A 25948-nucleotide genomic window follows, 5' to 3' on the forward strand; every position below is an offset into this window, starting at 1 on the left:
TATGTTCATTTTTTCACATACTATAAGGATATAATTCATATCCACAAGGAGTGACGATGATCATGGGTAAATTATTGTTGACGGGTGTCGATGGAAATCTAGGGAAACAAGCTGCAGAATATTTGTTGAAACTGATAGATAAAGACCAAATCATTTTTTGCGCCTACGATCCAGCCTGTTTGAAAGAATATGCGGAACAAGGGATTGAAACACATGTGACCAACTTTAATAACAACGAAGGCCTTGCCGAAGCTTTTGCTCATGCTGATAAACTTGCTCTGATCTCCATGCCTTTTGTTGGGGAGAAACGCCAAAATGCACACAGAAATGTGGTTGATGCAGCCAAAGAAGCCGGTGTCAAACAGATCATTTATACTTCTCTTGTAAACGCGGCTGATGAAACCAATCCAAGCGTTGAAAAAATTGATCATATTTATACCGAACGTTATGTTCAAAGCGTAGGGCTCGATTATATCTTCCTTCGGAATTCCCAATACGCGGAAGCGATGATTACCAATTACTTCACGTATGTGAAGGGTGACGGGGTATTAACGAACAATCAAGGTGACGGTAAAATGGCTTATATCTCGCGGAAGGATTGCGCAAAAGCCGTTGCGTATGCCCTAGCCTCCAATAATTATCAGGAAGCGATTCTAAATATCAACGGGCTTGAATTGATGACAATTACCGACTTCATTAAGATTGGTAATGAAGTAACGGGTAATCATATCACCTACAAAGAAAACACGGATGAAGAGAATTATGCCGTATTCGAAGCAATGGGCGTGCCTAGAACCACCGATGGGGCATTTAAAGATGGATCGGAAGCACCGTATTCTTCTGAAGGTATGGTTACTTTTGGACAGGCAATCCGTGAAGGAAAAATGGATATTTTTACAGACGACTTTAAAAATTTGACGGGGCAAGAGCCACTGACCGTGAAATACATGTTTGAACATGCCAATGAATTTCAGGTTGGCGAAAGACATGCTAAAGACAATTAATAAGTGGCACCTCGTACCTCTTAGACTAAATCACCCCCGTTTAATACACGGGGGTGATTCCTTTTATGCTGAGGATGGCACAAAAACAACCCGTTTTACAAGGTCAGAAGGAGCATTCCAAGCTTTCTCTACTTACTGAACACTCACAATTCTCTGCCATTGCAACCACAATCGTGGGTAACTCAGCAAGTGCCGCTATTTCCAAATTAATTCTCTGTCTCTCTGCTCCGTAAAGCTCAATCATATGCTCGTCCTGGAGATAATTAGGGAATTCCTCCCTTATTATCAGAGGATTCTGGTCATCAGACTAATAATTAGGGAATTCCTCCCTGAAATTCGACTGATTTGACGGTAAATCTTGATTCCACTCTGTTTTTTAGGGAGAAATTCCCTAATTTCATTCATTTAGAGTAATTATCGGCTTTTATTAGGGAGGTTTTCCCTAATTACTCTCAATTCACTGGTATAGTGTAAACTAGCCAAGAAAATTCACGTACTCACTCTATATCAAAAAACACCTTAAACCGAGCGGATGAACATCCGTACGGCTTAAGGTGTTTTTTCAACTGTTAACTTATATTAATTCCAGATCTCTTCAGCAATCTCTTTGATATAAGCAAGCTTGCGCCATTGCTGCTCTTCTGTCAGGTGGTTGCCTTCTTCCGTGGATGCGAAGCCGCATTGTGGGCTCAGGCAAATCCGGTTTAGATCGACATATTGCTTCGCTTCCTCAATACGCTTCAAAATATCTTCTTTGCTCTCCAGCTCACCAAATTTGGAAGAGAACAAACCAAGCACGACTTGCTGATTCTCTTTTAGGAAGCGTAATGGTTTGAAATCGCCTGCCCGTTCTGTATCAAACTCCAGATAGTAACCTGAATAGTTATTGATGTTCAGAAACGTTTGTGCGATAGGTTCATAACCTCCACCAACTCCAGCATAAGTTGAAACATAATTTCCTCGGCAAACATGTGTTGTTACAACGAGATCTTCCGGCAGACCAGATACAACTTCCTCGTTCAATTGCGCAAGCTCGTTCGCATATTCAGCTACATTCACACCAATCTGATTCATAAAAGCTATAAACTGTTCGTCGCATAGCGCTCCCCATGTGCAATCGTCGATTTGAATGCTGCGGCAGCCCGCTGCATAAAAGGCAAGAATCGACGCTTTATATGCTTTAGCAATATCTGAAATTAGCTCTTCACGATTTGGGTATATTTCATTTGTGCTTTCCTTATTTTCTGCCCGGTCTAGCTCGAACAGGAATTGCGCAGCTGCAGGAATCGATTGACGAGCTACAACGTCCTCACCAGCAGCGCTTTTTAAAAATTCATAATGCGATACAAAAGGATGGCTGCTATAGCTTATTTTTCCGGTCAATCGGGCTGTTTCTGGTCTCGACTTCGCACCGTTAAATTGGTAGCCTTGATCAATAATCGTCCGCTCTACACCGTCAAAGCCCCAAAAGAAGTCAAGATGCCACCAAGAGCGGCGGAATTCTCCGTCGGTTACAGCTTGAAGACCTACTTCTTTTTGTTTCTGAACCAGCTTAACAATTTCGTTGTTTTCCACTTCCTTAAGCTGCTCAGCGGTAATTTCGCCGTTCTTGTATTTTAATCTAGCTTCTTTCAATGCCTGAGGGCGCAGGAAGCTTCCTACAATATCATATCGAAATGGGGTAACGGTTCGCTTTTTAGGTTCGGTTTGAATGCTCATATATTAATCTCCTCGTAAAAAATTATTAGAATTAATATAGCATATCCGATGGCTTATACCGTTACACCAATGAGCTATGGCAGGCTATAAGTATTAGCTATACCTAAAGAATAAACGATTGCGTGTGCTAATATTGTCCCAGAAGACCTTTCTTCATGGCTATTTTCTCACAGCGATCAAACACAACGAGTCCTAGAATCAAATAAACCAGCGAATTTAATATTAATACGCCATAATCTGATAAAGGTATATCCGTTAACGTTAGATTCTCCAGCATCACCGTTCTGACCATATTCACTCCTTTAACGAACGGGGCAAAGGCTAAAAACGGAGCAACAGTTATCGGAACAAACACAAGTCCCATCAAAACGAATTGAAAAATCTGTAGAAATGCTTGAATTTGTTTCACAATAATAGCTAATCCAGCGATCATAAAGCTAACGCCTACCATACTTATCATAGTAACAATAATGATTGGGATCGTTGTCATGGGGTTAAGACTCAACCACTGTCCGGAGGTTAGCATCGCACCAAACAGCAACAGGATCATAATAACAGACTGTAAGCCTAACTGACTGACGATCCGCGTGAGCATGATTTTCCATACCCCCATGGGAGACATATATAACTGCTCTAACGTTCCACGCGTCGCTTCCGTGATTACCGAATAACCAATAAAGTTCATCGTCATCATCGTTAAGCTCCAAAAGACTACACTTACAATGGAGTATTGAACATTCATATCAAAGCTGGCTGGATCCCCGATGAACATAATGCCAAAAAATGCACCTAGAAATATAATATAAAACGTGGCTACTAAGGCAATCGTGTTCGGCAGATAACGTTTCATCTCAATATATTCCTTACGAAAATTCGCATTAAATAAATGGAGCCATTTCATGCGTTTTACCTCCCTTCACAATCTGAATAAATACTTGTTCAAAATCAATGGTTATACGATCAATGCTTTCCACCATCGTTCCTTCCTCTTTCAGAAGATCGAACAACTCGTAGATATCCTGACCGTGCTCTAAATTCACTTCCACGATCGTTTCATGAGAGCTTGCTTTATAAGTACTTAAAGGGAATATACTCAACAGTTTTTGCTCCTGTTTTAGGCTTAATTGCTCACCTAATTTAATGGAATATGCCCTTGTTTCAAATAACTTAAGTAGTTTCTCCACCTTGTCGTCAATCACGACTTCACCCTTGTTAATGATAATGGCACGGTCACACAGCTCCTGAACGACGGGCATATCATGTGAGCTGATAATGATCGTACGTTTTTCTTCCCTTACTATTGTTTTTAGAATATTTCGTAATTCATAACTAACCTCAACATCCAAACCGAGCGTTGGCTCATCCAGTAAGATGACATCCGTATTAGCTAATAACGCAACAGCGATTGCCAGCTTTTGTTGCATCCCCCGAGATAATCCATTGACCAGCTCATTCTCCTTTTCTTTAAGGTTGAATTGCTCTAATAATTTATCTGCTTGACCGGCAATTTGCTTCCGAGAGTACCCCCGGTTACCTGCAAAATATTCTAAATTTTCCCGTACCGTAAGACGCCAATATAAATTCCGGTTTCCCTCTAATACAGCACTAATATGCTCTAGCGCTTTGAGTCTCTTCTTGCAAATATCTAAGCCATTAATGGATATAGAACCCCCATCCGATTCTAACAACCCACAGAGCATCTTTATCGTTGATGTTTTCCCAGCACCATTTGGTCCTAGTAAACCTAGAACCTCTCCACGATTCACATGAAAAGAAACATCACGAACGGCATGGATCTTCTCTTTCGTCTTTCTTTTCTCGTACACCTTGCTAATCCCGCGTACCTCTATAATTTTCTCCACCTAATAACCATCCTCTCCCGTACGATTTATATAAGTAATTCCATTGATAAATTTAATTTTATTTTAGTATCTAGATTTAAATAACTGGCTTCAGATGGAAACTTCCTCCGTCTGAGGGATGAGATTTGGGTATGGGATGTGTTTTTTTACAAATACGACGAAAAGACACATCTCTTGAGATGTGTCTGGAATTTTATTTTCTTCACGAAAAAGAACTTCTACTGTCATGCAGTTATTATCCAAAAACGCGCTTAATTCCTTTAGCTATTTCGTTCATACAATCCTCCGCTTGTGGGTAAATGCCGATTTTATCCATGAACGCGTGGTCCACTCCATTATAACGGATATATTGTGTATTAACGCCTGCACGTTGCAGTTTTCTAGCGTAGGCTTCGCACTCAAGTGTCAAATAATCATACTGTGCAGTAATAATTAACGTGTCAGGCATACCACTTAAATCTTCTACTAATAAGGGAGAAGTATAAGCGCTTGTTGCAGGAACCTTACCTTGTAAATAAATATTGTCCAGCATAGCCGTCATATCACCCATACCCATCAATAACCCCTTGATCAGCTCATGGTGATTGTTAATCGTGTACTCTTCGATATTCCATTCGAAATCATCTGTCGCTGCCCCAGCCATGTTCACCGTCGGATAAAGCAATGCTTGGAATTTAATCATACCTGTTCCTAAATCTCTATCCTTCATCGCGCATACCGTTGATAAGTTCCCGCCTGCACTATCGCCACATACTGCGATTTGATTCGGATTTACATTTAGTTCTGCTGCATGCTCATATACCCAGCGAACAGCATCGAAGCAATCGTTAAATCCTGCAGGGAACGGATGCTCAGGTGCAAGGCGGTAATCCACCGAAACAACAACTGCATTTGCTTTCTCAGCAATTGCTTTACAAGGATTCTCCACTACATCCAAAGTACCTCCTAGGAAACCGCCACCATGGAAGAAGACTACCGCTGGGACATTCGAGCCTTCAGCTGGAGAATAGATCCGAACTGGGATAGAGCCCTCTGAACCTTCTATATCTCTCGATTCTGTACGAATATCCGTTGATGTTACATCTGTATTCGGCCAGCCCATCATTGCGCGCATCCCCTGAACCATTGCCATTAAATCGAACTCTCCCTCAGGTGGCTTGCCCATCGCAGCCATCTTTTCAGCACTTTCTATTGTTGTCTGCAACACGCGAGCGTCCATTTCTCCCTCAGCATCTGAATCCGGAAGCTTTTTAATCATCATATCTAGACCTTTCACGTTCTTAACCTCTGTCCGTCTTTCTAGTTCCGCCAATAGATTTTCATATATATTTTTTTCCATGATATGCTTCATCTCCCTAGTTAAATTCTTTGGTTTTATCAATTATTTGGAATAGATCATCATGTGTTTGCAATGTAAAATGTGATCTCCCTCATTCATTCGCTTCTAAAACCATTACAATTTAGTCTCCCAATAGGTACAGAATGGATCTACAGGATTTACCCCTTTGAACGGCGAGCGTCCTAACAACTTCTCCACCAATGCTTCATATACATACTCACTTGAAGAGTACGTATTAATAAATGTTTTCACCTGTGGTACATCTTGTAAATGGTAAGGACTTGCTGTGGAAATGAACAAGGTAGGTAACTCTTGTAAGAACCACGGCATATCAGCACCCATAGGCGGTGCCCAGTTAATTCGCACGACCGTTTGATTACTCATCGTTACGATATTGGCACAATAAATAGCTAGATCATATTTATCTGTTAAACTTTTAATGGAAGTCATCATCCAACTAAAGTCCAAATTTTCTCTATTAAAGATATCAACTACAAATCCCTCACGCTCTAGCTGCTCCACCAAAGTACGATAGGAAACTTCACTGCTATAATGCCCTACCTCATCGCCAAGTGAGAAGAATAATATGCGCTTATGACGTTCTGGACTAATGGGTAGTAGAGACTGTGTATCTTTCACTAGTGTAATAGCTTGGTCTGCACACTCCTGTGCCCACTTCTCATGCTCTTCACATTTCATCACTGAAAGTGCGTCCAGACCTGGAACAAGCTTATCTTCTTGTTGCTTACGATGTAAACCAAGAGAAGCTTTAAGTGCTAGAATACGTGTAACTGCTTCATCGACTCGCTTCATCGTCAAAATTCCATTCTCGATTCCTTCCTTCATATACTTATAATCTTCAGGCATGTTGCGGTTAAAGAGAAACATATCACAACCTGCAGCAATCGATTTAGGAACTGCGATTTCACGTTTCATCGCCATCGTGAACCCTGCCATTGTAGCAGCATCCGTCACGATCATCCCATTAAAGCCAAGCTTGTCACGCAGTAATCCGTTTAACAATTCAGGTGACAATGTAGCAGGCATTAACTCTTCATCACGAATGTCAGGCGAGAGTGCTCGTGAATAAGCTGGCAACATAATGTGACCAATCATCACCGTCATTGCGCCTTCATCAATCAATCCCTTATATACCATGCCGTATGTTTGATCCCAATCCTCTACTGAAAGCGAATTGATTGAAATGTGTAAATGTTGATCCCTATCATCCACACCATCCCCAGGGAAATGCTTAATGGATGCAGCAACGCCGTTCTCTTGTACCCCTTTAACATAAGCCTTACCCATACGTAAAACCCTCTCAGGATCAGAGCCGTAGGTACGTATATTTGTAATCGGATTTCTAAAATTCATATCGATGTCTACAACGGGCGCGAATGCCCAGTTGCAACCTACTGCTTTCCCTTCCCGCCCTGCAATCTGCCCAAGGCGGTACCCCATCTCTTCGTTGTCAGTTGCTGCAACCTGCATTTGCTTACCAAAGTAGGTACCTTCAGAAGCGATCCCATTACCTCCAGCTTCCAAATTCGCCGATACAAGCAAAGGTATTCGAGAATTTTCTTGCAGATAACGATGAGTGGATTGAACGCCTACACCCTCCCCAGGCCGATACATAATACCACCTGGCTGATAGTTCTCAAGCATATCTTGTAATTCAGTTTGATCATCATTCATCCCTAGGGGGCAGAATAGCTGCCCAACCTTAGCATCCAAATCCATTGACTCCAGCGTGTTCTTAACCCACTGAATATCCTCATTTTGTAAATAAAATGGCTTTCCCTTCAAGTCCATTATGATATACCCTCCACTTTAATTAATTATAATTCTTATTTAGGCTTCAATTCCCGTGTTGCCTCTACGAGCTGTCAAGTCACTAATCATTTGGGGCTCATCTTTATCTAGCTTATAGAACAGGAATAATAGAATAACAACGATATTCGCAATTAAGGGTAACCATACAAAATTGAATTCAATTGCTAGCAAAGCCGATGGCGCTTGCACTTGATTCGGTGCATATTTCCCTAAGGCTAGAACCCAAGCTGCAATCGCACCCCCGAGCCCCATTCCGAACTTAGCACCAAAACTGCTTGCGGCAGATAGTAAGCCTGGTGCCCTTACTCCTGATTTCCATTCTCCATAATCAATCGTGTCAGCAATCATCGCGAACAGTAGACCAAATGCAAAGCCCCCACCAAAATTACTGATTATGACACCCGTTAATGCAACAGGAACAGACATCATCTGTGCACCTAGATAGATAATGACTTGCCCCACGATACCAATGCTCATACCTATAAAGACCGCATTACGTTTACCTAATTTCTTACTTAAGAAAGGAACTAGTACAATCGCAAGCAACATTAGAACATTAAGGCCATTAACAAGCGGAATTAAGTCTTCTCTACCTAGGTTATATTTAAAGTAATAAATCGTAGCAGGACCCTTTGCTGTAACTCCGATAAATACGAACAGCCCAGTAGCCAAAAGGATCCACCAAGGTGTGTTCCCTTTAATTGCTTTTATTCCTTCTTTAAAAGGGACTGGACGATTGCCGTCAATTTGAACACGTTCCTTTACATTTTTAAATGTAATCAGAAAAAATACGACCGCTACACCAGCATAGATCATCATCGTTAACATAAAACCCTGTTTTTGATTGCCTTTTCCTAACGCATCAACAAGAGGCAGAGTCGCAATACTGACAAATATAGCGCCTACTTGCGCCAGAATCATACGAACCGATGACACTACCGTTCTTTCCTGTGAATCACTTGACATGCTTGGCAAAATCGAAGTGAGTGGCAAGTTAATACCTGCGTATAAAACATTCAGTAGAATATAGGTAACATACGCATAAGCCAATTTTCCTGTATCCCCGAAATCCGGCGACAGAAATGCAAGAATTGCAATTGCCGCGAACGGAAACGATAACCAAAGGAACCAGGGTCTGGATTTCCCATATTTTGAAGTCGTACGGTCAATCAACACTCCAAATATCGGTCCGTCGAACGCATCAATAATTCTCGCTAAAAGGAATAAGGTTCCTACAGCTGCGACATTCAACCCATATACATCTGTGTAGTAAAACATTAAATATAAGGTAACCGTTTGGAAAATAAGATTAGAAGCCGTATCTCCTAGACCATAGCTAATTCTTTCTTTCCATGAAACTTGTTTATTCATACACATACCCCCTGTAAATATCATAGTAAGGAAGCTTCGAGAACCGTAAATGTAATCCCTTACATTTGTGATTATAGACAATTTTTATCCATTCAACTTTCCGTTTCTTAATCAAAAATAGACCAAATTTCATGATTTTTTTATCAGTAAATTAAACGCTTTCAATAAAATCATAAAAAAGGGCTGACCCAAATCCATGAAATGGATTGCTTGGGTCAGCCCTTTCTGAGTGTAATGATTAAAAGTACTATGCATCATACACAGGCCATAGTTCATATAATCGAACCTCATGAGGGTTCAATTCACATTTAATATCAAGCGAGCCTTGGATATCAATCGTCTTCCTCACTTGATTGGGTACAGCCTTACGATTCAAATAGGCCACTTCATCTGCATCTAGTGAACTTGGAGCACCCATCTCAAGCCATGTATCATAGGCGCTGCCGTGATCCCGATTTATAGTAGTTTGACGAAGCTTGTATATACCACTTGGTATTCCTTGGATTGCAAAACTCATCTCTAAATTATTCGTGTCTCTGAAGACGTGATATCGATTCAAGGCGTCAATTCCTAGTGAATCAGACGTACCATACAATCGATCAAAATGACAATAATGGTAGACCATCAATTGATAGCCTTGCGACGATTTAGTGAGACAATATCCAGCGCCAAGCTCCATTAGGCGATCACCAAGCTTACCTAACAACTCATAAGCATAATAACCTGGCTTTTGGATTCCATTGCTCGTTATTAAGCCTAATCCACCATGAAACGTTTCCTCTGCTGGTGGCAGCTCCTCCAGTAAGTCCGTCAAGGACCAGTAAGCTAAGCTCTGCAGTTCATCTAGATTCTCAAGTACATTCTTCACAATATAAGCTGCTTTATAACAGGTATCATTCGTCAAATCGCGATGAAATGGTGTTGAATTCCATTCCGTTACATGAATATCAGGCAGGTGCGAGAGCTTTGCTTTCAGTTTATTTTTTAACAAATGAATCGTTTCATTCAAATAATTATCATTACTTAAGTGTATCCAAGATATTGGTTTATCTATTAATCGCTGCTCTCGTACTGGATAACTGTGAAACGAAATAACGTCGGGAATACAATGATTTGTGATACAGAAATCTAAATAATGATCTAACCAAGACTCTTGATATACCGTTTCTGAAAAAAGATCCGGACCCCCCATTTGGAATTTAGGGCAGCTCACTTTAACAGCTTGATAAGTCTGAATATACATTTCTCCATAATCCTCAAATGTATCCGGCCAAAAAATTTGCAGATCAGGTTCATTCCAGCATGCAAAATACCAATGCTTCATCTCTTCTTCGCCATACCGGTTTTTGCAGAACAAGAGTAATTGTTCCACGAGCTTTCTCCACTTTCCTATATCCTTGGGTTTACTTAGATTACTCTTCTTATAGAAGAAAGAAGACTCACTACTCGCTAAATCTTTAGGCATGAAACCAAATTCAATATAAGGGCGAAGTCCAATGCTTCGTATGAAATCTATTAATTGTCCGACATAGAAGAAATTAAATATCGGATTGCCTTGTGTATCCTCACGATAGACCATCATCTCATCATCAAATATCCCATGAAACCTAATATGACTAAACTGGACCTTTCCCTGAATCAACTTTAAATGGGATTGCACTTCACTCATTAAAATTTCCTTCGCCTTGCTTATCGTACATATTTTTCGCCAATAAGGTTTAAACACCTTACTCTTACTGGAGAGCTGCACCCTAATTTCTTTTGTGACTACACCTTTTTCAAGCGTCTTATCGGCGATTTGCTGACCAGATGAAGGTAGATACTTGAACAACGCCTCATACGCATTCTCACGATCAAAATCCAAGTAAGTTGCATAATCATTTGAAGTCGGGCCTTCATGCGCTTCATGCCTTTGCAAATCCTTACGGTATTGGATCGGTGTTATTTTATAAACTTCCTTAAACACCTTGTGAAATGACTTCAAACTCGGAAATCCATGATCCATAGCAATTTGAGTAATAGAATGATCCGTGTAAGTAATATCTCTGACAGCATGCCTCAATCGAAGCTGATTGACATACTGGCTAAAGGACTTCCCCATACTTTTCTGAAAAAAACTAGATAAATACGGAACCGATAAGTGTTCCTGCTCCGCAATATCGAACAAGCTTAGTGATTTCATATAGTTGCCTTGGATGTAGTTCACAATACTTAACATACGCTCTGTATACTTGGAACCAATTCGACTACTACTATCTTCGCGACTCTCTCTGAATTTCCAAAGAAGTACGTATATCAGCTGTAATAATAACGACTTTATTTTGATCTCATAGCTATAATTTTCTTTGTTATACACCCACATCATTTCGGCTAATAAAGAGCGAATTTCATTAAATTTCTCTTGTTCTTCCTCTCCATATAGAAAGGATTTGCATAGGAACCTAACTTGATCGATTTCTGCAAATTCAGTTTTAATGAATGAAATGGGAATTTGCAAGGCAAGTACCAAATTATTCTCATGGGATTGGATGGAATGAACTTCATTGCTGTTGATGATCAAGACATCCTCTTCTTGTAGAGTAAATCTTTTCTTTTCAATATAGACATCGACTTTCCCTTTCAGAACGAACAGTAACTCAATGCTGTCATGCCAGTGGTCCTCCACAAATTGCGCATTATGAAGAAATATATTAATTGGTAAATCATTGTTCATTTGAATGCTTTCATAAACGTAATCCAAAGCCACCGTTCACCTCTCTTCATCCGTTGCTCGTATATTCATTTTTATATAATAGCTTTTTTTAATTTGGATATATAAGTACATCTCACATTCATACGAAACACGAGAAAATACGCCTTAATTTTGCTTAAAAAATGGATATTTTGAATTTGATCCCCTCGATATAATTACAATGTTAACGCTTTCAAAATAGATAGTAAAGGGGATATATGTATGAACAAGCGTTTATCTAAGTTATTTACTGTCATGATGACTTTCTTCGTTTTAAGTTCATTTAGTGTAGGCAATGTAGGTGCAAATGCAGATAATACCGCTAAAAAGGAAGACCAAGGGATTACTTTCTATCTGGTACGGCATGGAGAAACGATATTTAATGTACAAGAACGTATGCAAGGGTTCTCCGACTCTCCTCTAACAGAGAAGGGAATTGAAGTAGCCGAGAATCTAAGCAGAGGCTTGAAGAACATTCCGTTCGTTGCCGCGTACAGCAGTTCGAGCGAACGGGCAAGCGACACGGCCGATCTCGTTCTTGAAGGCCGCAATCTCAAGCTGATCAAAGACAAGCGTTTGAGAGAAATCAATTTCGGTGACTTGGAAGGCGCTTATCAAACAGATGTTATGAAGCATACAAATGTTGCTTCGTTCAAGAAATTCGATTACACCTCGATGAACGGTGAGAATATGCAAGGCGTGTTCGAGCGGGCTAAAGCATCGCTGGATCAAATGGTTGAAGCAAACAAAACAAAAGGCGGGAATGTGCTTGTCGTTTCGCATGGCATCACCATTCTCGATTTGGTCATGGGTCTCGACCCGAAAGCATGGGATATGAGCAAGGGCGGCTTGCCGAATTCCAGCGTAACGAAGATTCAGTGGAAAGACGGCAAATATACGGTGCAAAAAGTCGGCGATCAGAGCTATGCGGAAAATGGTCAAAACAAGCTCACGTTCTACTTCGTTCGTCACGGCGAAACGCTGTTTAACGTGCAAAAACGGATGCAGGGCCTCTCGGATGCTCCGCTCACGGAAGAAGGCATCAAGGTGGCCGAGGACCTGGCACGAGGCTTGCATGACATTCCGTTCAGCGCAGCATACAGCAGCTCAAGCGGACGTGCGATAGATACGGCCGATTCCATTTTGGAAGGCCGAAACATGATTCTGAAAACGGATAAACGCTTGAGAGAAATGAACTTCGGTGACTTGGAAGGCGCTTATCAAGCAGATATTATGAAGCATACAAACGTTGCTTCGTTCCAGAAACTCGATTACACCTCGGTGAACGGAGAAAACATGGCTCAGGTTTTTGCCCGGACAAAAGCGGCAGTAGACCAGATCATTGCCGATAACCAAGGGTCGAAAAAGAATATCATTGTCGTTTCCCACGGCATCACCATTTTGGATTTGGTCATGGGACTTGATCCTAACGCTTGGGATATGGGCAAAGGTGGTTTGCCGAATTCCAGCGTGACGATCGTGGAATGGGAGAACGGCAAATTTACGGTAGGAAAAGTTGGCGACACCAGCTATTTGGAAAAGGGCAAGGCACTTTCACATTAAGAAGTAGAACTGGTGCACACCTGTCTGCACAAGACAGGTGTGCACCAAATTAAAGGGAGGGGGCAGCTAGACTGCCCCCTCCCTTTCCCCTTCCCACTGAATTGACTTCCTGTTCATTTGAATAAAGATCTCAAGGAAATGAATTGGGGAACATGGAAATTACGGTAGCTTCAGGTGGTATATTCGGAGCTATGCTTCAACCTATGGCAGGTAACTTAATCGCTAGCGAAGGCTGGAGATATACCTACATCTTTTTGGGCATATTAGTAATGGCAGTTGTTATTCCAACAGTTATCTTTTAATTCGTTAGGAGAAAATAAAATGAGAAGATTAGATAATAAAGTGGCTATTATTACAGGTGGGGCTTCCGGTATTGGTGAAAGCATGGCAGATCTGTTTGCTCAAGAAGGCGCTATCGTTATTGCCGCAGATATCAATGAGGCAGCGCTAGAGAAAGTAAGCCAGAAACAGAATGTTTATGGAATGAAATTGAATGTTGCCTCAGATGAGGATTGGAAAGTGCTGGCAAAGGAAGTACATGATCGTTTTGGTAAGATTGATATTCTTGTCAATAACGCAGGCATCTCTTCTGAAAAACCATTTGATCAAATCGATATTGAGGATTGGCAGAAAATCAATTCCATCAATGGTTATGGCCCGTTCGCTGGGATTAAACATGTCACGCCTTATATGGCAGCTCAAAAGAAAGGTTCGATCATCAATATTTCTTCTTATACAGCTCTGATCGGTCAAGGCTTTAATCACTACTCGGCATCCAAAGGTGCAGTTCGTGCATTATCTAAAGCGGCTGCTACAACCTTCGGCCGTCAAGGCGTACGGGTAAACACTCTATTCCCTGGAATTATTGAAACGCCAATGACTCAAGCTTTAAGTACTTCAAAGGATTTGCTAGACCAATTGATTCAGGCAACACCTTTGCAGCGTTTGGGTCAAGCCATCGATATTGCCCAAGCGGCGTTATTTCTGGCAACAGATGAATCTTCATACATTACAGGTTCGGAAATAGTCATCGACGGAGGATACTCAGCTCAATAACGATAATGACAGCCCTCAAGTTAAATGAGGGCTGTCATTTTTTCATTACAAGACCATTAGAAGATCCATATGAGTAAGAAAATAACTGCAATTATTGCCACCACGATGAACAGATTGATTACCTCGCTCCAAAATCCAGGAACACCTTGTGTATGATATTTTTGCGCATTGACATCATGGTTTGCTTTATGACCGCCAGGGTCCGTCACATTCGGATTAGGTCCTGGATCAAAAAAGTCAGACATAGAAATCAACACCTTTCTCGATTATAAACCATATTATACAAGTTAATTCCCTATTTAAAAATAATCTCCATTGCTCAAATCATTTGAGAATAAAAATAAGGTAAGTGTTTCTTTGATAGAGCTTTTTCGATTAGTTCTTGATCGTAGCCATATTTTTGCAATGCAGTAATAATCGCTTGTGTCCTGTCTGATCGTTGTCTTCTTAAATTTGATTCTAGCTGTATTTCTAGAGGAACTGTAGGAATAGTATACCGTCCGATTGTCACATTCCTAAAATGATTCCAAATGAATTGTCCACCTTCCCATATTCCATCGCCATCCATAGAATCAGGAATGCCCGCTGAATTGGAGATATGAACGACTTCCACTTTAAACCCATCGATGATCCAACTCCCCTTTGTCCATGAGAAGCCCGAAGAAAAGGTCTGAGTGTATGCAGGTTCTTCTAAAGAGGATAACCAGCTCTCCCCATGAGGGAATTCACATTTATCCAGCAAGGAATATTCCTTCAGAAGTTCTGCAAATTGTGCAATCCCTTCTTTATTTTTTGTATAAATATCAACGTCTCCCGGAGTCATTTCACAGCCCTGTAAAACCGAACCCACTGAGCCCACCAAGATCCATTCTAATTTCGAATTTACTTCCGATGAAAAATAAAGCTCACATACCTTTGACAATGCTGTTTCCCAGCTATTCATAATTCCACCCCAAATTGACTAGTAAGTTCGAGTACATGAAACCTCAATAACCTCAGGTGCGTTAAAGAACTATACAAATTCACAGGAGGTTTTTAAAATGAGATACAGTGCTGCAGGCGCGCGAATAACCTGTCCTTGTTGTCAAAACGATACCTTTGATCTGGATTATAAACTGCTTAACACAAGCGGAGCATCCTTTCTAGGATTTGACTGGGCGAATAAAAACGCTGCTATACTTATTTGTAAGAGATGCACCCATATCTCATGGTTTATGGAAGAACCAACATCAGATAACTAAACACTACCAGATTTTTCTACATCTTCATTATAAAAAATTTCTATAGACTATGCGTCCTTGAGCTGGATGCAATTGTTCTTTTGCATCCAGTTAAATACCTCTAGATACCCATCCCCAATTGTCTCAAACCTCTTTGGATAACGATCCGAAATATTCTACAACTACCTCACGAAATTCCAAAGCAGCCCGAGAAATGTACCGACTCTTGTGCCATATTAAAGCAATTTCCCTTACCAATTCATGATTCTCTATCTGGAGATATTTGATGTCTTCCCTTGAATTTCTTGCTGTACTTGGTATGAAGGCAAGACCAATCTCAGCTTCCACAAGCGTGATCAACCTTGCAGGTTCATCCCCCTCATACACATATTTAGGCGTAAATCCAACCGATTGGCACACAGAGTCTATTAAATCCCGAGTTCCGTAACCACTCTTAACCCCGACGAACCATTCATCTCTTAGCTCTATCAAAGATACACTGCTTCGATCTGCCAAACGATGTCCCTTAGGAACCGCTACAAGGATAGGGTCGATAAACACGACTTGGCATTCAATGTCGTCCCCTTCTATAGGGGGTGAGGACAAGCAGAAATCCACCTCTCCTCGATCCAAAAGTGTAACCATTTCCTTGGTAGTCAGCATCTGCACGTGAAATTGAATATCAGGTCGCTTTTTCCGAAACTCGCGAAGGATGTTGGGTAATGTACTGGCGGTGGTCACCGCTAATTCGAGCATGTTATGTTCCGGGTGAGATAAATCGCTAAGCTCCTGCTTCCCCTGTTCCAATTCAAACAAGGCTCTTTCTGCACGGCGAAGGAATCTGCTTCCGAACTCATTCAGACGCAGGTTCCGCCCTACTCGATCGAATAAAGGGACCCCTAGATCCTCCTCCAAACGCTGGATTGTTTTGCTGAGTGATGATTGAGTAACGTGCAGATTCCGGGCAGCTTCTGTCACATGTTCCAGTCGAGCTACCGCGAGAAAATATTGCAGCTGTAGAAGTTCCATTTCGCACCCCATTCATTCCTTTAAGTCAATGAGAATATAACATAAAATGCGTTGGAATGAATAATTAAAATCAAGTAGGATGACATTAATACGCTTTAGGGGGACCCAAAATGAGTGTTCGGAATTGGTGGTTAATGATTTCAGTGGGTCTAGGGATACTATTGAACCCATTAAATTCTTCAATGGTTTCTGTGGCTATTCCAAGATTGCAAAATGTATTCCAACTTGACTATACAGGTGTTTCCTGGATTATTTTTTCTTTCTACATTGCTAGTAGCATCGCTCAACCTGTCATGGGAAAGGCCAGCGATTTATTTGGTAGGAGAAAAATATTTCTTTCCGGGCTTATAGTAGCCTTCATTGCCTCATTATTAGCTCCTTTCGCACCAAGCTTCGCGTGGCTCATCGTGTTTCGTATTGTGCAAGCTATTGGAACAAGCATGATGGTTGCCGTTGGGATGGCCATAGTGCGAATTCATGTAACGGAAAAACAAGCGACAGCGCTGTCTGTTTTGTCCATCTTCCTATCCGGTGCGGCAGCCATCGGCCCCTTTATTGGCGGGGTTATCATACACTGGTGGGGCTGGCCTGCTATCTTTTTCGTCAATATTCCATTTGTGGTATTGAGCTTTCTATTGTCTTGGAGAAATATTCCTAAGGAAAACTCTTCATTAACCGTTTCATCGGGCATGTCCCTTCGCAAATGGTTCAATTGGATAGATGGATCAGGGATCCTGCTCTTCACAGTGGGACTGGTTGCCCTGCTCATTGGATTACTCTCAGCAAAATCATCCGGGCACATCGCTGTAGGAAATGTCGTTGTTTCACTGATAGGACTTGCTCTGCTAGGGGTATTCGTACGACATGAGTTAAAAGCGGCTTCGCCTTTTATCCCTTTACGCACATTCGCCAAATATCCTGCGATGACTTGGGTTAATGTGGAGTTCATGCTCGTTAACGTACTTTATTACTCACTCTTTTTCGGAGTTCCGTCCTACTTGCAAGTGGTTCGCCATCAGCGAATATCAAACAGGGATACTTATGCTAACCTTAGGCCTATGCTCTCTAGTTACTTCTCCAATAGCAGGACGATGGATCGATAAATCCGGACCAAGACCGGCATTGCTAGTGTCTGCAATATTGATGACTGCGGGATCAGTATGGCTCGTGACCTTGAATCAATCTTCACCGGTTATTAGCGTGTGCCTGGCGTTGGCTGCATTCGGGATTAGCAATGGGTTGAATAATGTAGGCATGCAAGCAGCTTTGTTCCAAAGTTCACCCAAAGAAATCATCGGAGTAGCATCCGGATTATTTAATACATCAAGATATCTGGGAACCATTCTCTCTTCCTTATTGATAGGAATCATAATGAGAGGTAAGTTCAGCTTTGAGGGATTTCAAGTCCTTGGGATTATTCTCACGATCATTGCATTGGCTTTGGTATTCATGAGTCGGCGGCGCCGGAAGTCTGGGGATATGCGGGAGCAATTCAATTGATTAACTTTAACTATTAATAAGTTTGCGAATTTCTTTATAATCTTCCTCCGTTATCAGTCCATCATAACTTGAGAAATCTAAAGTGAATCGCTGACCATCTGTGTATTCATATTGAATAATATACAATCCAGAGCCTATGTCCTTGCTGGCGCCTAAAATACTAATCACTTCTTCATAAGTCATTTTAGCTGTCACTTTGCTTAATTGCTCTTTTGTAGCTGTTTTTATTTCAGTGGGTTCTGATGAATTTTGCTGTACCGGATTCTTTGAATTTTGACAGCCAACCGTGAACACCGCGAGCATTAGTAATACCATTGTTGCAGTTAATAAAACTCTCATTCAAACACCTCCGGATTGTGGGGCTTCCATAGGACTAATATATGCGAAAATAGCTTTTTAATAAAGAAAGTCCCTATGACCAATCACATCATAGGGACTTTCTAATTGCATTCTTTTAGTTGTTCCACACTTACATATTCAACGCAACGGGATCTTTAATCACGATGTCCGTATTCATCGCCCTCTTTCACCTGCTGCACTTGTTTACCTGAGAGGTCAATAGACTCTGGTGTAGTCGCATTGAATGCGGAGAGCTGAACATCCACACTAGCAGCCAAAGTATGGGAGGCTCCTTGCGCATCCTGACCCACAAACGTTAGATCTAACTGTTGGTGCTGAAGCTCATTAGCCGGAGTGATATCAGCATTCAAACGGATGCTTTGAATCTGTACACCGTTCGTCAGAGCAATTGCTTGGAAATCAAACAGGTTATGCTGAATTAAATCCTCTGGATCATTTGAATCGACAATCGTTTCTTTACTGGACTCATGATCTTTCTCTTCCCAAAGATCTTGAACAGAACTGGGGCTAACGCTGCACCACTGCCGGGATTTGTGCATTGTCAAGATGCATCGAGATATGCTTGGACCGTCTTTATCGGTAGTAGAGGTGATCTCATTCTTCAAATTGCCGATCAAAGCATCCATGATCGTCTCTTCTTGGCTGCTAAGCCAAACTGCTTCCTTCGGTTCTGCTCCTGTTTCCTGATCCTTCTTATCCTTAATATCCTGCTTTACGTAATAAATATCGGAAGCATCGCTCTTCCAGACCTGTCCGTCAGGCTGACTATAGAGGTTAAGTTCATGGGAACCTTGTGACCCACTAATCTTCACAGCGCCTCTTACGGCTTCATTCGGCAAGCTTACTTTTATACTTCCTTGTGCCTGACTCAGAATACTCCCGTTATCTTTAAGCATCGCATCAGCTTGTACGGTAACAGTTTGCATATTCTCTGCAGTATTCTTAAATGCGGCTTTGTAATCGTCATACCCAGAGGTTCCCGCAAACGCCGTCATTCCGGTAATCAGCATGATCGCCCCGCTAATCCCTGCTGCACCTCCGGTAAGTAGCCATTTCTTCTTCATTTTTGTTCTTCCCTTCATTACTTATTTAGTCTTGTATATTAAGCTTAGGTGCAATTCCTAAATTCGTTGTGAAGAGTCTATTAAATAAATCTTAACTACGATACATTTGGAAGCTTCTCCATCCCTCTGTTTCTGTGAATAAATAATCGGGCGGGGGATAGCAAGTAGACAACACTAATCAATCCAAACAAACAGGCACTGACTTGAAAAGGCAGCAATTGATTCCCTGTGCTTCCCAGCCACCCTCCAATTAGAGGACCAATAACCACCCCTAAACCTTCTATGGAAAACAATAATCCCCAGCTGATCCCCACGGAATCTTCGGGAATGTAACTGGCCATTAACGCATTCCATGAAGGAAGCAAAGCAGCATAAGCACACCCCAGCAGAAGCGCGAGCCCAATGGCAGCGGAGAAGGAGTTAATAGAAGTTAGACCGAACAAGGCAAGCGCAAACACGCCGAATCCAACGACAAGGAACCATTTGCCTCCAACTTGATCAAACCATTTTCCCATAGGGACAAGAAATAGAACTACACCTGCTCCTCCCATAAATAGCACGATAGACAGCTGTGAATGAGACAAACCCAGATGTGAGATCGCAAAGCTTGTTAAAAAAGGGACCAATATCCCGCCCGCTGTAGTCTGCAGCAGCATGCCGGGGACCAAAAATCCCCCCTTCTTCACTTTGTTCCATAGAGATACAAACTGCCCGCCTACAGATATATTCACACTCTGCACCGAGACATTTTTCATCTTTACAAGACCTACCATAATCCAGCCCGCTACAAAAAATAATCCAATGACAGCAAGGGACAGCGACAACCCGCCGCCAATTAATAAATTCATCATTACAGGACCCAGACCTAAACCAGCCATCCAGTATACGTACAGGGTTCCCATCTGCTGTGCTCGTTTTTCTTCTGATACCTGGCTCATACATAAGATCCAGATCGGTGAGAATCCGGCACCCAAGCAAGCAGAGGCTACAATAAGCATCCAAGAACTATGCGTTGTCACCATCACTAACAGTCCAACGAATCCAAGAAAAAACCCTCCATGAAGCACGGTGCGCCCAGGATATCTATCCAAGAGATAGCCGATGAAGCTTTTGATCAAGCTGTCCGTTAAATAGTGCGCGGAGACCGCAACACCGACTACTGACGTTGTAAGCCCCAAACTCGTCAATACATACGTAGGTAAGAAAGCGATCAGGACAGCCCCTCTTATCCATTCTATAAAAAAGAGAATCATTGCGAGGCAGGTAAACGTCTGCTGTGGTCTTTCTTTTTGGCTAATAATATCCATGAATTGTCTTCGCCTGCCCTTCAACAACCGCAGATTTTGCTAAAGGAACAGAAGGCTGACGCAATTTAATAGCTTCTAAAGCTTCAGTAACGATAGCATCCGAGGCTGATTTTCGCGAAAAGACCTTCAGCTGCTGTTCCCTTTCATCTCTATACGCCATATGCTCCAATCGCTGAAGCTGCTCTACTAATTGCTCCTCATTTCGTGCGATCTCAATCAAATTGTGCCCGGCTAACCATTCTGCATTACCTGCCTCCTGACCAGGGAGTGGTCGATAGACGATAACCGGAAGTGCTTGAGCCATCGCCTCAGTCAAGGTAATTCCACCTGCTTTGGTCAATAGACAGGAAGCTATGCACATCAGTTCCTGCATTTCTTCCGTATATCCCAAGATGTGAACTCGGGGGTTCTCTTGAAAAAGCTCTACCGTAGCTGCTTGAAGCTTATGATTATTCCCGCACAATACGATGACATCGAAGCTCGATTGAAGCAGTACTCGTTTTATTAAACTGCTAATGTCACTTAATACGCCGTAAGCCCCTGCCGCCAGTAGTAGATATTGACGATCTCCGCTTAACCCATGTTTGCGTAAAAGCGCTTCACGATCCTGAGTCTGCTCAAATACCTCGCGAATTGGAATCCCACTGACCACAAGCTTCTCTTCAGCGACCCCTGCCGACATCAGCGTTGTCTTCATGTCTTCTGAAGCGATAAAATATTTTGTCGTTTGTGGATGAAGCCACCTGCCATGAACTACATAATCCGTCATAACTGTGAACAGAGGCATTCTACTACCTGTTGTGGATGCTAGCTCAGCAGCAGCCAAATAAGGAAAGGTATGAATAATAATATCCGGCTGTATCTCGTCGATGATCCTTTGTACTTTTCGTTTGCCCATAGAATGGATGAGTCTACCCATGAACTGCTCTGGTCTCATCTTGCTCGTCATTGTGTACAAGAATCCATAAAATTCTTGCGTATACCCCGTGTTGTTTAAATAGAACCTTCGGGATAGCTCATTCAAGGTAGGGTGGACTGCAGCGAATAGATCCAGAGTTGTAATCCGACTAATCCCCCGACGTCTAAATGAATCTTCGATGGCCTCAGCCACTTTCATATGCCCGTCCCCAAATGCCGACGTAACAATAAGTACTTTAGGATCTGTGTTCATGACAAAGCTCCTTTTTCTCATGGCCTCCTTTAACTCTAACTCTGAATCGTAAACTGATAGTGAAGGGATTCTTAACTGAATATTAATTTCAATATTTTCTAAAAAGAGACCTCGTCACAGCCAGTTTTTGCCCACAAAAAAAACGATGACCTTTGGCAAAATAGCCAATAGTCATCGCTTGATATACGCTACTATGATTTAGCACTACCTCTCGTGCACAATAACCCCTTTAGAAACACGCAGATTCGTATACTCCTCCATGATCTCTGGAACATCTTTCAACGAAAACCGGTGGCTAATCAATGACTCAATCTGAACGATCCCCTTCTCAATTAACGCAATCGATTCCTCATGGGTATAAGGATTAATAAAAGAGCCCATGATGACCAGCTCTTTCGTGAAAATTTCGAATGGGGAGACTTGAATACATGTGTCAGGGGAAGCAACACCAAACATTAATACTTGTCCACCCTTACGTGATGCCTTAACCGCCAGCTCCATGGAATCCGCCCGGCCTACACATTCAATCACAATATCAAATTGATGATGAAGAGCTTCCATCACACCTGCTGCTGCAGGAGATACCGCTTCATCCGCACCTAATTCAACTAATCGGTCATGTTTGAACATTTCCGTCTCACTGACAATGATCCCTTTAACACCCGCAGCTTTTACGAGCTGCAAGAACAATTGACCAATAAAACCACCACCGATAATCAGGACTTGGTGAGCCCTACGAATGTCGAGCTTCTTATAGCCATGAAGAACACAACCTAGAGGTTCAATCATTGCCCCTTCGATCCAGCTCATTTCATCAGGTAACAAGTAACAGTTCGCGGCAGGTACTACGCAATATTCTCCCATGCCTCCATCACGAGTTACTCCAACAGCCTGCAAGTTATCGCACAGATGCACTTTTCCATTCCGGCAAAAATAACAGTTCCCACAATAGATGTTAGGATCCACGGATACACGGTCCCCAACCTGAAGAGCCGTAACCTCGTCACCCACAGCAACCACTTCCCCTGCGAGCTCATGCCCTAACACAACCGGAGCGGTCACCTCCGCAGACCCAGGATATCCATGATAAATATGCTGATCTGTACCACAGATCCCGCAGCATTTCACACGAAGTTTAACTTCTTTGAGGCCTACAGCTGGAGCTTCCCATTCCATAAAATCAATGCGCTTATTTCCCTGAAATACAGCCGCCTTCATATTAGTACATCTCCTTCAGTTCTAAGCTTCTGTATAGATGCATCATTCATCGCCGTCACACGTAGGGTTTCCCAAGGAAGTTCCCCTGCAGCAGCATGATGTACATGAACCGTCTTCTCCTCACCTGGGATCAGATCAAAGAAATTATCATCCATGATCACCCAAGGAGCATCCAGTTCAATCATCACCATCCGGGCAACACGATCCGAGATCAAACGGATATGTCCTTTTACTTCATCCACAGAGATCTGAATATGTGCTTCTTGATAATCCATATCTTTATAATCTCTTAAATAGAGAACATACTCTTCTGTCATCTGTTTCTTCGAACGAAGCACGGCCACAACCTCGCGCGGACTATACTGTTGCAGCACCTCAGCCTCAGGTAAATTGGCAAAATTAATTTTACCGTTCGCTTCAACGGTCACATCGAATGCACGCTGATATACAATCGTACCATCCATCTGATAGATTGTTAATTCCGCCTCATCCTCATAAATCTCACGCCGATCATTAACAGCCCATAACTGCAGCTGCCCATTCGGATCATGATCTACACATAAGAGTACCGGTGCAAAGAATTTACGCGCATAGTGATAGCTTGCTTTTGGCAAGCCATAGTAATCGATGACAGACCAGCTTGTTCCCGGCCAGCAATCATTAAACTGCCAGAACAAAGCCCCGCTCGTATCCGGCTTATTACGGCGATAATGCTCAATACCATATCTTAACCCTTCTGCCTGGGTAAGCATCGAGAATTGAATATATTCATAGATATCCTTCGGAATTCCAGTAAAACCTTCCATGAGCATAATGCCCTTTGGATAATGGATATCTTTATTACGGTATTTCATTTCATCGCTATCCCAGTAGAACTGATTGTCCGGCATGTTCTTCGCTAAAGTATAACGATTGGAAGCGGCATGCAGTCCGAATTCACTGGCGAATTTCGTGAAATCTGACTTGAATCGTTTGAACGATATCCCTTCAACACTATAATCCTGTGTCTGTGGTTCACCAAATTGACGAGGCTCATTATTCCCATGCCAAACTTGCCAGTTATGTGTATCGCCCACATCACGCGAATTATGATCATTTCCGCCAAAAGGGGAACTAGGCCAAAACGTTCGCGTTGGATCGAGCTGCTCCAACACCGCAGGCATGAGCTCATGATATATTTTCTCTCCATAAAAAGGATGTGTAATCTCGCCGCTAGAGGAGAGTGCCTCATACAACCAATCATTCTCGTTATTCCCGCACCATAAGGCAAGACTCGTACGACTGCGAAGACGTGTTACGACCTGCTCAATTTCTCGGTGAACATTATTCATGAAATTACGATTATAATCTGGATACAACGCACAAGCGAACATGAAGTCCTGCCAGATTAAGATTCCTAACCGGTCACATTCATCAAAGAAAATATCCCGCTCATAAATGCCTCCGCCCCAAGCGCGAATCATATTCATATTGGCAGCCTTGGCCATTTGAAGGAGATGCGTATATCGGCTATCCGGTACGGTCGCAATAAAGCTATCAATAGGGATCCAATTTGCACCTTTGGCAAAAACCTTTACACCGTTCAATACAAACGTAAAAGCATGGCGCCCCTCTTCATCAAGCTGCATTAACTCGATCTTACGAATCCCAAATCGCTGCTCATAAGTATCGATTGGCTCCCCATCTGCAAATAACGTAACACGTAATTGATATAAGAAAGGCGTTCCTAGATCATGCGTCCACCATAGCTTCGGATCTATCACCCGCAAAGTAACTGAATGATGAAGCGTGCGTGCTGTAATCGCCCCGTCAACCGTAATCCCTGAAGCTCTGTCTAAAGAGACATACGCTTCCGCAACGCGCTCTGTACCTTCTAAGAGTTCCACACACGCCGTATATGAACACTCGCGATCAAAGGCATGTGCGCATAAATCCACATCAACGATACCTACTTGATCCTGGATCGAAGTTGTTCGAGCAAACACATGATCTAAATGTGCATGACGGCGTTTAATTAAATGCACCTCTTTCCAAATCCCTGCACAGACCAGACGTGGACCCCAGTCCCAGCCAAAATGACTCTGCGCTTTACGTGTCCAGATCCGCTTCTTGCTAAAGCCTGACCAATAATATTGGATCTTATCGCCTGCGTGCACATGAATAGGATCAATTTTTACGGCAAGCGTATTCTTCCCTTGATTTAATTCACGGGTTACATCAAAAGAATGGCTGATGAACATATTATCCGTTGATCCAAGCTCCACACCGTTAAGATATACGGTCGCATAGGTATCTAACCCTTCGAACAATAGCTCCATCTTCTCACCAGGTTGAGGATCAGAATCGTATGAAAAGACCGTTCGATACCACCATACCTTTTCTTCAACCCAACGGCATTTCTGATCTTGGTGGCCAAAGAAAGGATCCTCAATGATGCCTTTCTCCCGAAGCGTCGTATGGATATCACCGGGCACTGTGGTGGTCATCCAGAAATAATCAATGAACTCTGGGGATGCAACTTCAAGATCCCGGACTTCCCCGACATTAAAATCACGAAGTTTCCAGTTTTCAGTTAATTTGATATTCATTATCTTCGTCATC

The 25948-nt window shown here is 42.3% G+C and carries 22 protein-coding genes and 1 pseudogene; 7 read left to right on the top strand and 16 right to left on the bottom strand.

What is annotated here, in order from left to right:
• Positions 1-62 precede the first annotated feature (62 nt).
• Positions 63-1004, top strand: a complete 942-nt coding sequence (locus R50345_RS21515; RefSeq protein WP_042129981.1) for an NAD(P)H-binding protein — start codon at positions 63-65, stop codon at positions 1002-1004.
• A gap of 74 nt (positions 1005-1078) precedes the next feature.
• Positions 1079-1237 carry a hypothetical protein gene (locus R50345_RS31395; RefSeq protein WP_231573860.1) on the top strand — a complete coding sequence of 53 codons (159 nt, stop codon included), beginning with the start codon at positions 1079-1081 and terminating at the stop codon, positions 1235-1237.
• Positions 1238-1583: 346 nt separating this feature from the next.
• Here the strand turns inward: R50345_RS31395 and R50345_RS21520 are convergent, their stop codons facing one another.
• From R50345_RS21520 to R50345_RS21550, 7 genes are all read right to left on the bottom strand, one after another.
• Complete coding sequence (locus R50345_RS21520) at positions 1584-2723, bottom strand: 5-methyltetrahydropteroyltriglutamate--homocysteine S-methyltransferase (RefSeq protein ID WP_042129983.1); 1140 nt, start codon at positions 2721-2723, stop codon at positions 1584-1586.
• 127 nt (positions 2724-2850) lie between these two features.
• A complete protein-coding gene (locus R50345_RS21525) occupies positions 2851-3624 on the bottom strand; it encodes an ABC transporter permease (protein WP_042129986.1) in 774 nt (257 codons plus the stop codon).
• On the bottom strand, positions 3602-4585 hold the full coding sequence (locus R50345_RS21530) for an ABC transporter ATP-binding protein (RefSeq protein WP_042129987.1): 984 nt from the start codon (positions 4583-4585) through the stop codon (positions 3602-3604). The genes R50345_RS21525 and R50345_RS21530 overlap by 23 nt, the downstream gene beginning before the upstream one ends.
• Positions 4586-4820: 235 nt before the next feature.
• Entirely contained in the window at positions 4821-5927 is a 1107-nt protein-coding gene (locus R50345_RS21535; RefSeq protein ID WP_442950211.1) for an alpha/beta hydrolase, read from the bottom strand.
• Positions 5928-6038: 111 nt separating this feature from the next.
• A complete protein-coding gene (locus R50345_RS21540; RefSeq protein WP_197069700.1) occupies positions 6039-7736 on the bottom strand; it encodes a glycoside hydrolase family 3 protein in 1698 nt (565 codons plus the stop codon).
• 39 nt (positions 7737-7775) lie between these two features.
• Positions 7776-9128, bottom strand: a complete 1353-nt coding sequence (locus tag R50345_RS21545) for a glycoside-pentoside-hexuronide (GPH):cation symporter (protein WP_042129991.1) — start codon at positions 9126-9128, stop codon at positions 7776-7778.
• A 247-nt stretch (positions 9129-9375) separates the two neighbouring features.
• Positions 9376-11841: a GH39 family glycosyl hydrolase gene (locus tag R50345_RS21550; protein ID WP_156114845.1), complete on the bottom strand. Its 2466-nt coding sequence runs from the start codon at positions 11839-11841 to the stop codon at positions 9376-9378.
• A 276-nt stretch (positions 11842-12117) separates the two neighbouring features.
• On the opposite strand from R50345_RS21550, the gene R50345_RS31720 reads away from it, so the two are divergent.
• From R50345_RS31720 to R50345_RS21560, 3 genes are all read left to right on the top strand, one after another.
• Positions 12118-13422: a histidine phosphatase family protein gene (locus tag R50345_RS31720; RefSeq protein WP_197069701.1), complete on the top strand. Its 1305-nt coding sequence runs from the start codon at positions 12118-12120 to the stop codon at positions 13420-13422.
• A 152-nt stretch (positions 13423-13574) separates the two neighbouring features.
• Complete coding sequence (locus R50345_RS31400) at positions 13575-13724, top strand: hypothetical protein (protein WP_156114846.1); 150 nt, start codon at positions 13575-13577, stop codon at positions 13722-13724.
• A gap of 19 nt (positions 13725-13743) precedes the next feature.
• Positions 13744-14478 carry an SDR family NAD(P)-dependent oxidoreductase gene (locus tag R50345_RS21560; protein WP_042129993.1) on the top strand — a complete coding sequence of 245 codons (735 nt, stop codon included), beginning with the start codon at positions 13744-13746 and terminating at the stop codon, positions 14476-14478.
• A 56-nt stretch (positions 14479-14534) separates the two neighbouring features.
• Here R50345_RS21560 and R50345_RS21565 read toward each other — a convergent pair whose 3' ends face one another.
• Positions 14535-14723, bottom strand: coding sequence for a hypothetical protein (locus R50345_RS21565; RefSeq protein ID WP_042129995.1), 189 nt, complete (start codon positions 14721-14723; stop codon positions 14535-14537).
• Between the two features lie 74 nt (positions 14724-14797).
• Entirely contained in the window at positions 14798-15421 is a 624-nt protein-coding gene (locus R50345_RS21570; protein ID WP_042129997.1) for a nucleotidyltransferase family protein, read from the bottom strand.
• 97 nt (positions 15422-15518) lie between these two features.
• Between R50345_RS21570 and R50345_RS21575 the strand changes: the two genes are divergently transcribed.
• On the top strand, positions 15519-15719 hold the full coding sequence (locus tag R50345_RS21575) for a hypothetical protein (protein WP_042129998.1): 201 nt from the start codon (positions 15519-15521) through the stop codon (positions 15717-15719).
• A 123-nt stretch (positions 15720-15842) separates the two neighbouring features.
• Here the strand turns inward: R50345_RS21575 and R50345_RS21580 are convergent, their stop codons facing one another.
• A complete protein-coding gene (locus R50345_RS21580) occupies positions 15843-16727 on the bottom strand; it encodes a LysR family transcriptional regulator (protein WP_042130001.1) in 885 nt (294 codons plus the stop codon).
• Between the two features lie 110 nt (positions 16728-16837).
• Between R50345_RS21580 and R50345_RS21585 the strand changes: the two are divergent.
• Positions 16838-18227, top strand: a pseudogene (locus R50345_RS21585) (MFS transporter).
• Positions 18228-18233: 6 nt separating this feature from the next.
• On the opposite strand, the gene R50345_RS21590 reads toward R50345_RS21585, so the two are convergent.
• The 6 genes from R50345_RS21590 to R50345_RS21615 all read right to left on the bottom strand — a co-directional run bounded on the left by R50345_RS21590 (position 18234) and on the right by R50345_RS21615 (position 25947).
• Complete coding sequence (locus R50345_RS21590) at positions 18234-18566, bottom strand: hypothetical protein (RefSeq protein WP_042130003.1); 333 nt, start codon at positions 18564-18566, stop codon at positions 18234-18236.
• Positions 18567-18721: 155 nt separating this feature from the next.
• A complete protein-coding gene (locus R50345_RS21595) occupies positions 18722-19651 on the bottom strand; it encodes a hypothetical protein (protein ID WP_042130005.1) in 930 nt (309 codons plus the stop codon).
• A 95-nt stretch (positions 19652-19746) separates the two neighbouring features.
• Positions 19747-20958: an MFS transporter gene (locus tag R50345_RS21600; protein WP_042130008.1), complete on the bottom strand. Its 1212-nt coding sequence runs from the start codon at positions 20956-20958 to the stop codon at positions 19747-19749.
• A complete protein-coding gene (locus tag R50345_RS21605) occupies positions 20945-22129 on the bottom strand; it encodes an MGDG synthase family glycosyltransferase (protein WP_042130009.1) in 1185 nt (394 codons plus the stop codon). The genes R50345_RS21600 and R50345_RS21605 overlap by 14 nt, the downstream gene beginning before the upstream one ends.
• A 204-nt stretch (positions 22130-22333) precedes the next feature.
• On the bottom strand, positions 22334-23347 hold the full coding sequence (locus R50345_RS21610; RefSeq protein WP_042130011.1) for a zinc-dependent alcohol dehydrogenase family protein: 1014 nt from the start codon (positions 23345-23347) through the stop codon (positions 22334-22336).
• The gene (locus R50345_RS21615; protein WP_442950196.1) at positions 23344-25947 is read right to left on the bottom strand and encodes a beta-mannosidase; all 2604 of its coding nucleotides are present in this window, start codon (positions 25945-25947) and stop codon (positions 23344-23346) included. Before R50345_RS21615 ends, R50345_RS21610 begins: the two co-directional genes overlap by 4 nt.
• Between the last annotated feature and the right edge of the window lies 1 nt (position 25948).

It is taken from the genome of Paenibacillus sp. FSL R5-0345, assembly GCF_000758585.1.
Lineage (GTDB): Bacteria > Bacillota > Bacilli > Paenibacillales > Paenibacillaceae > Paenibacillus_AQ.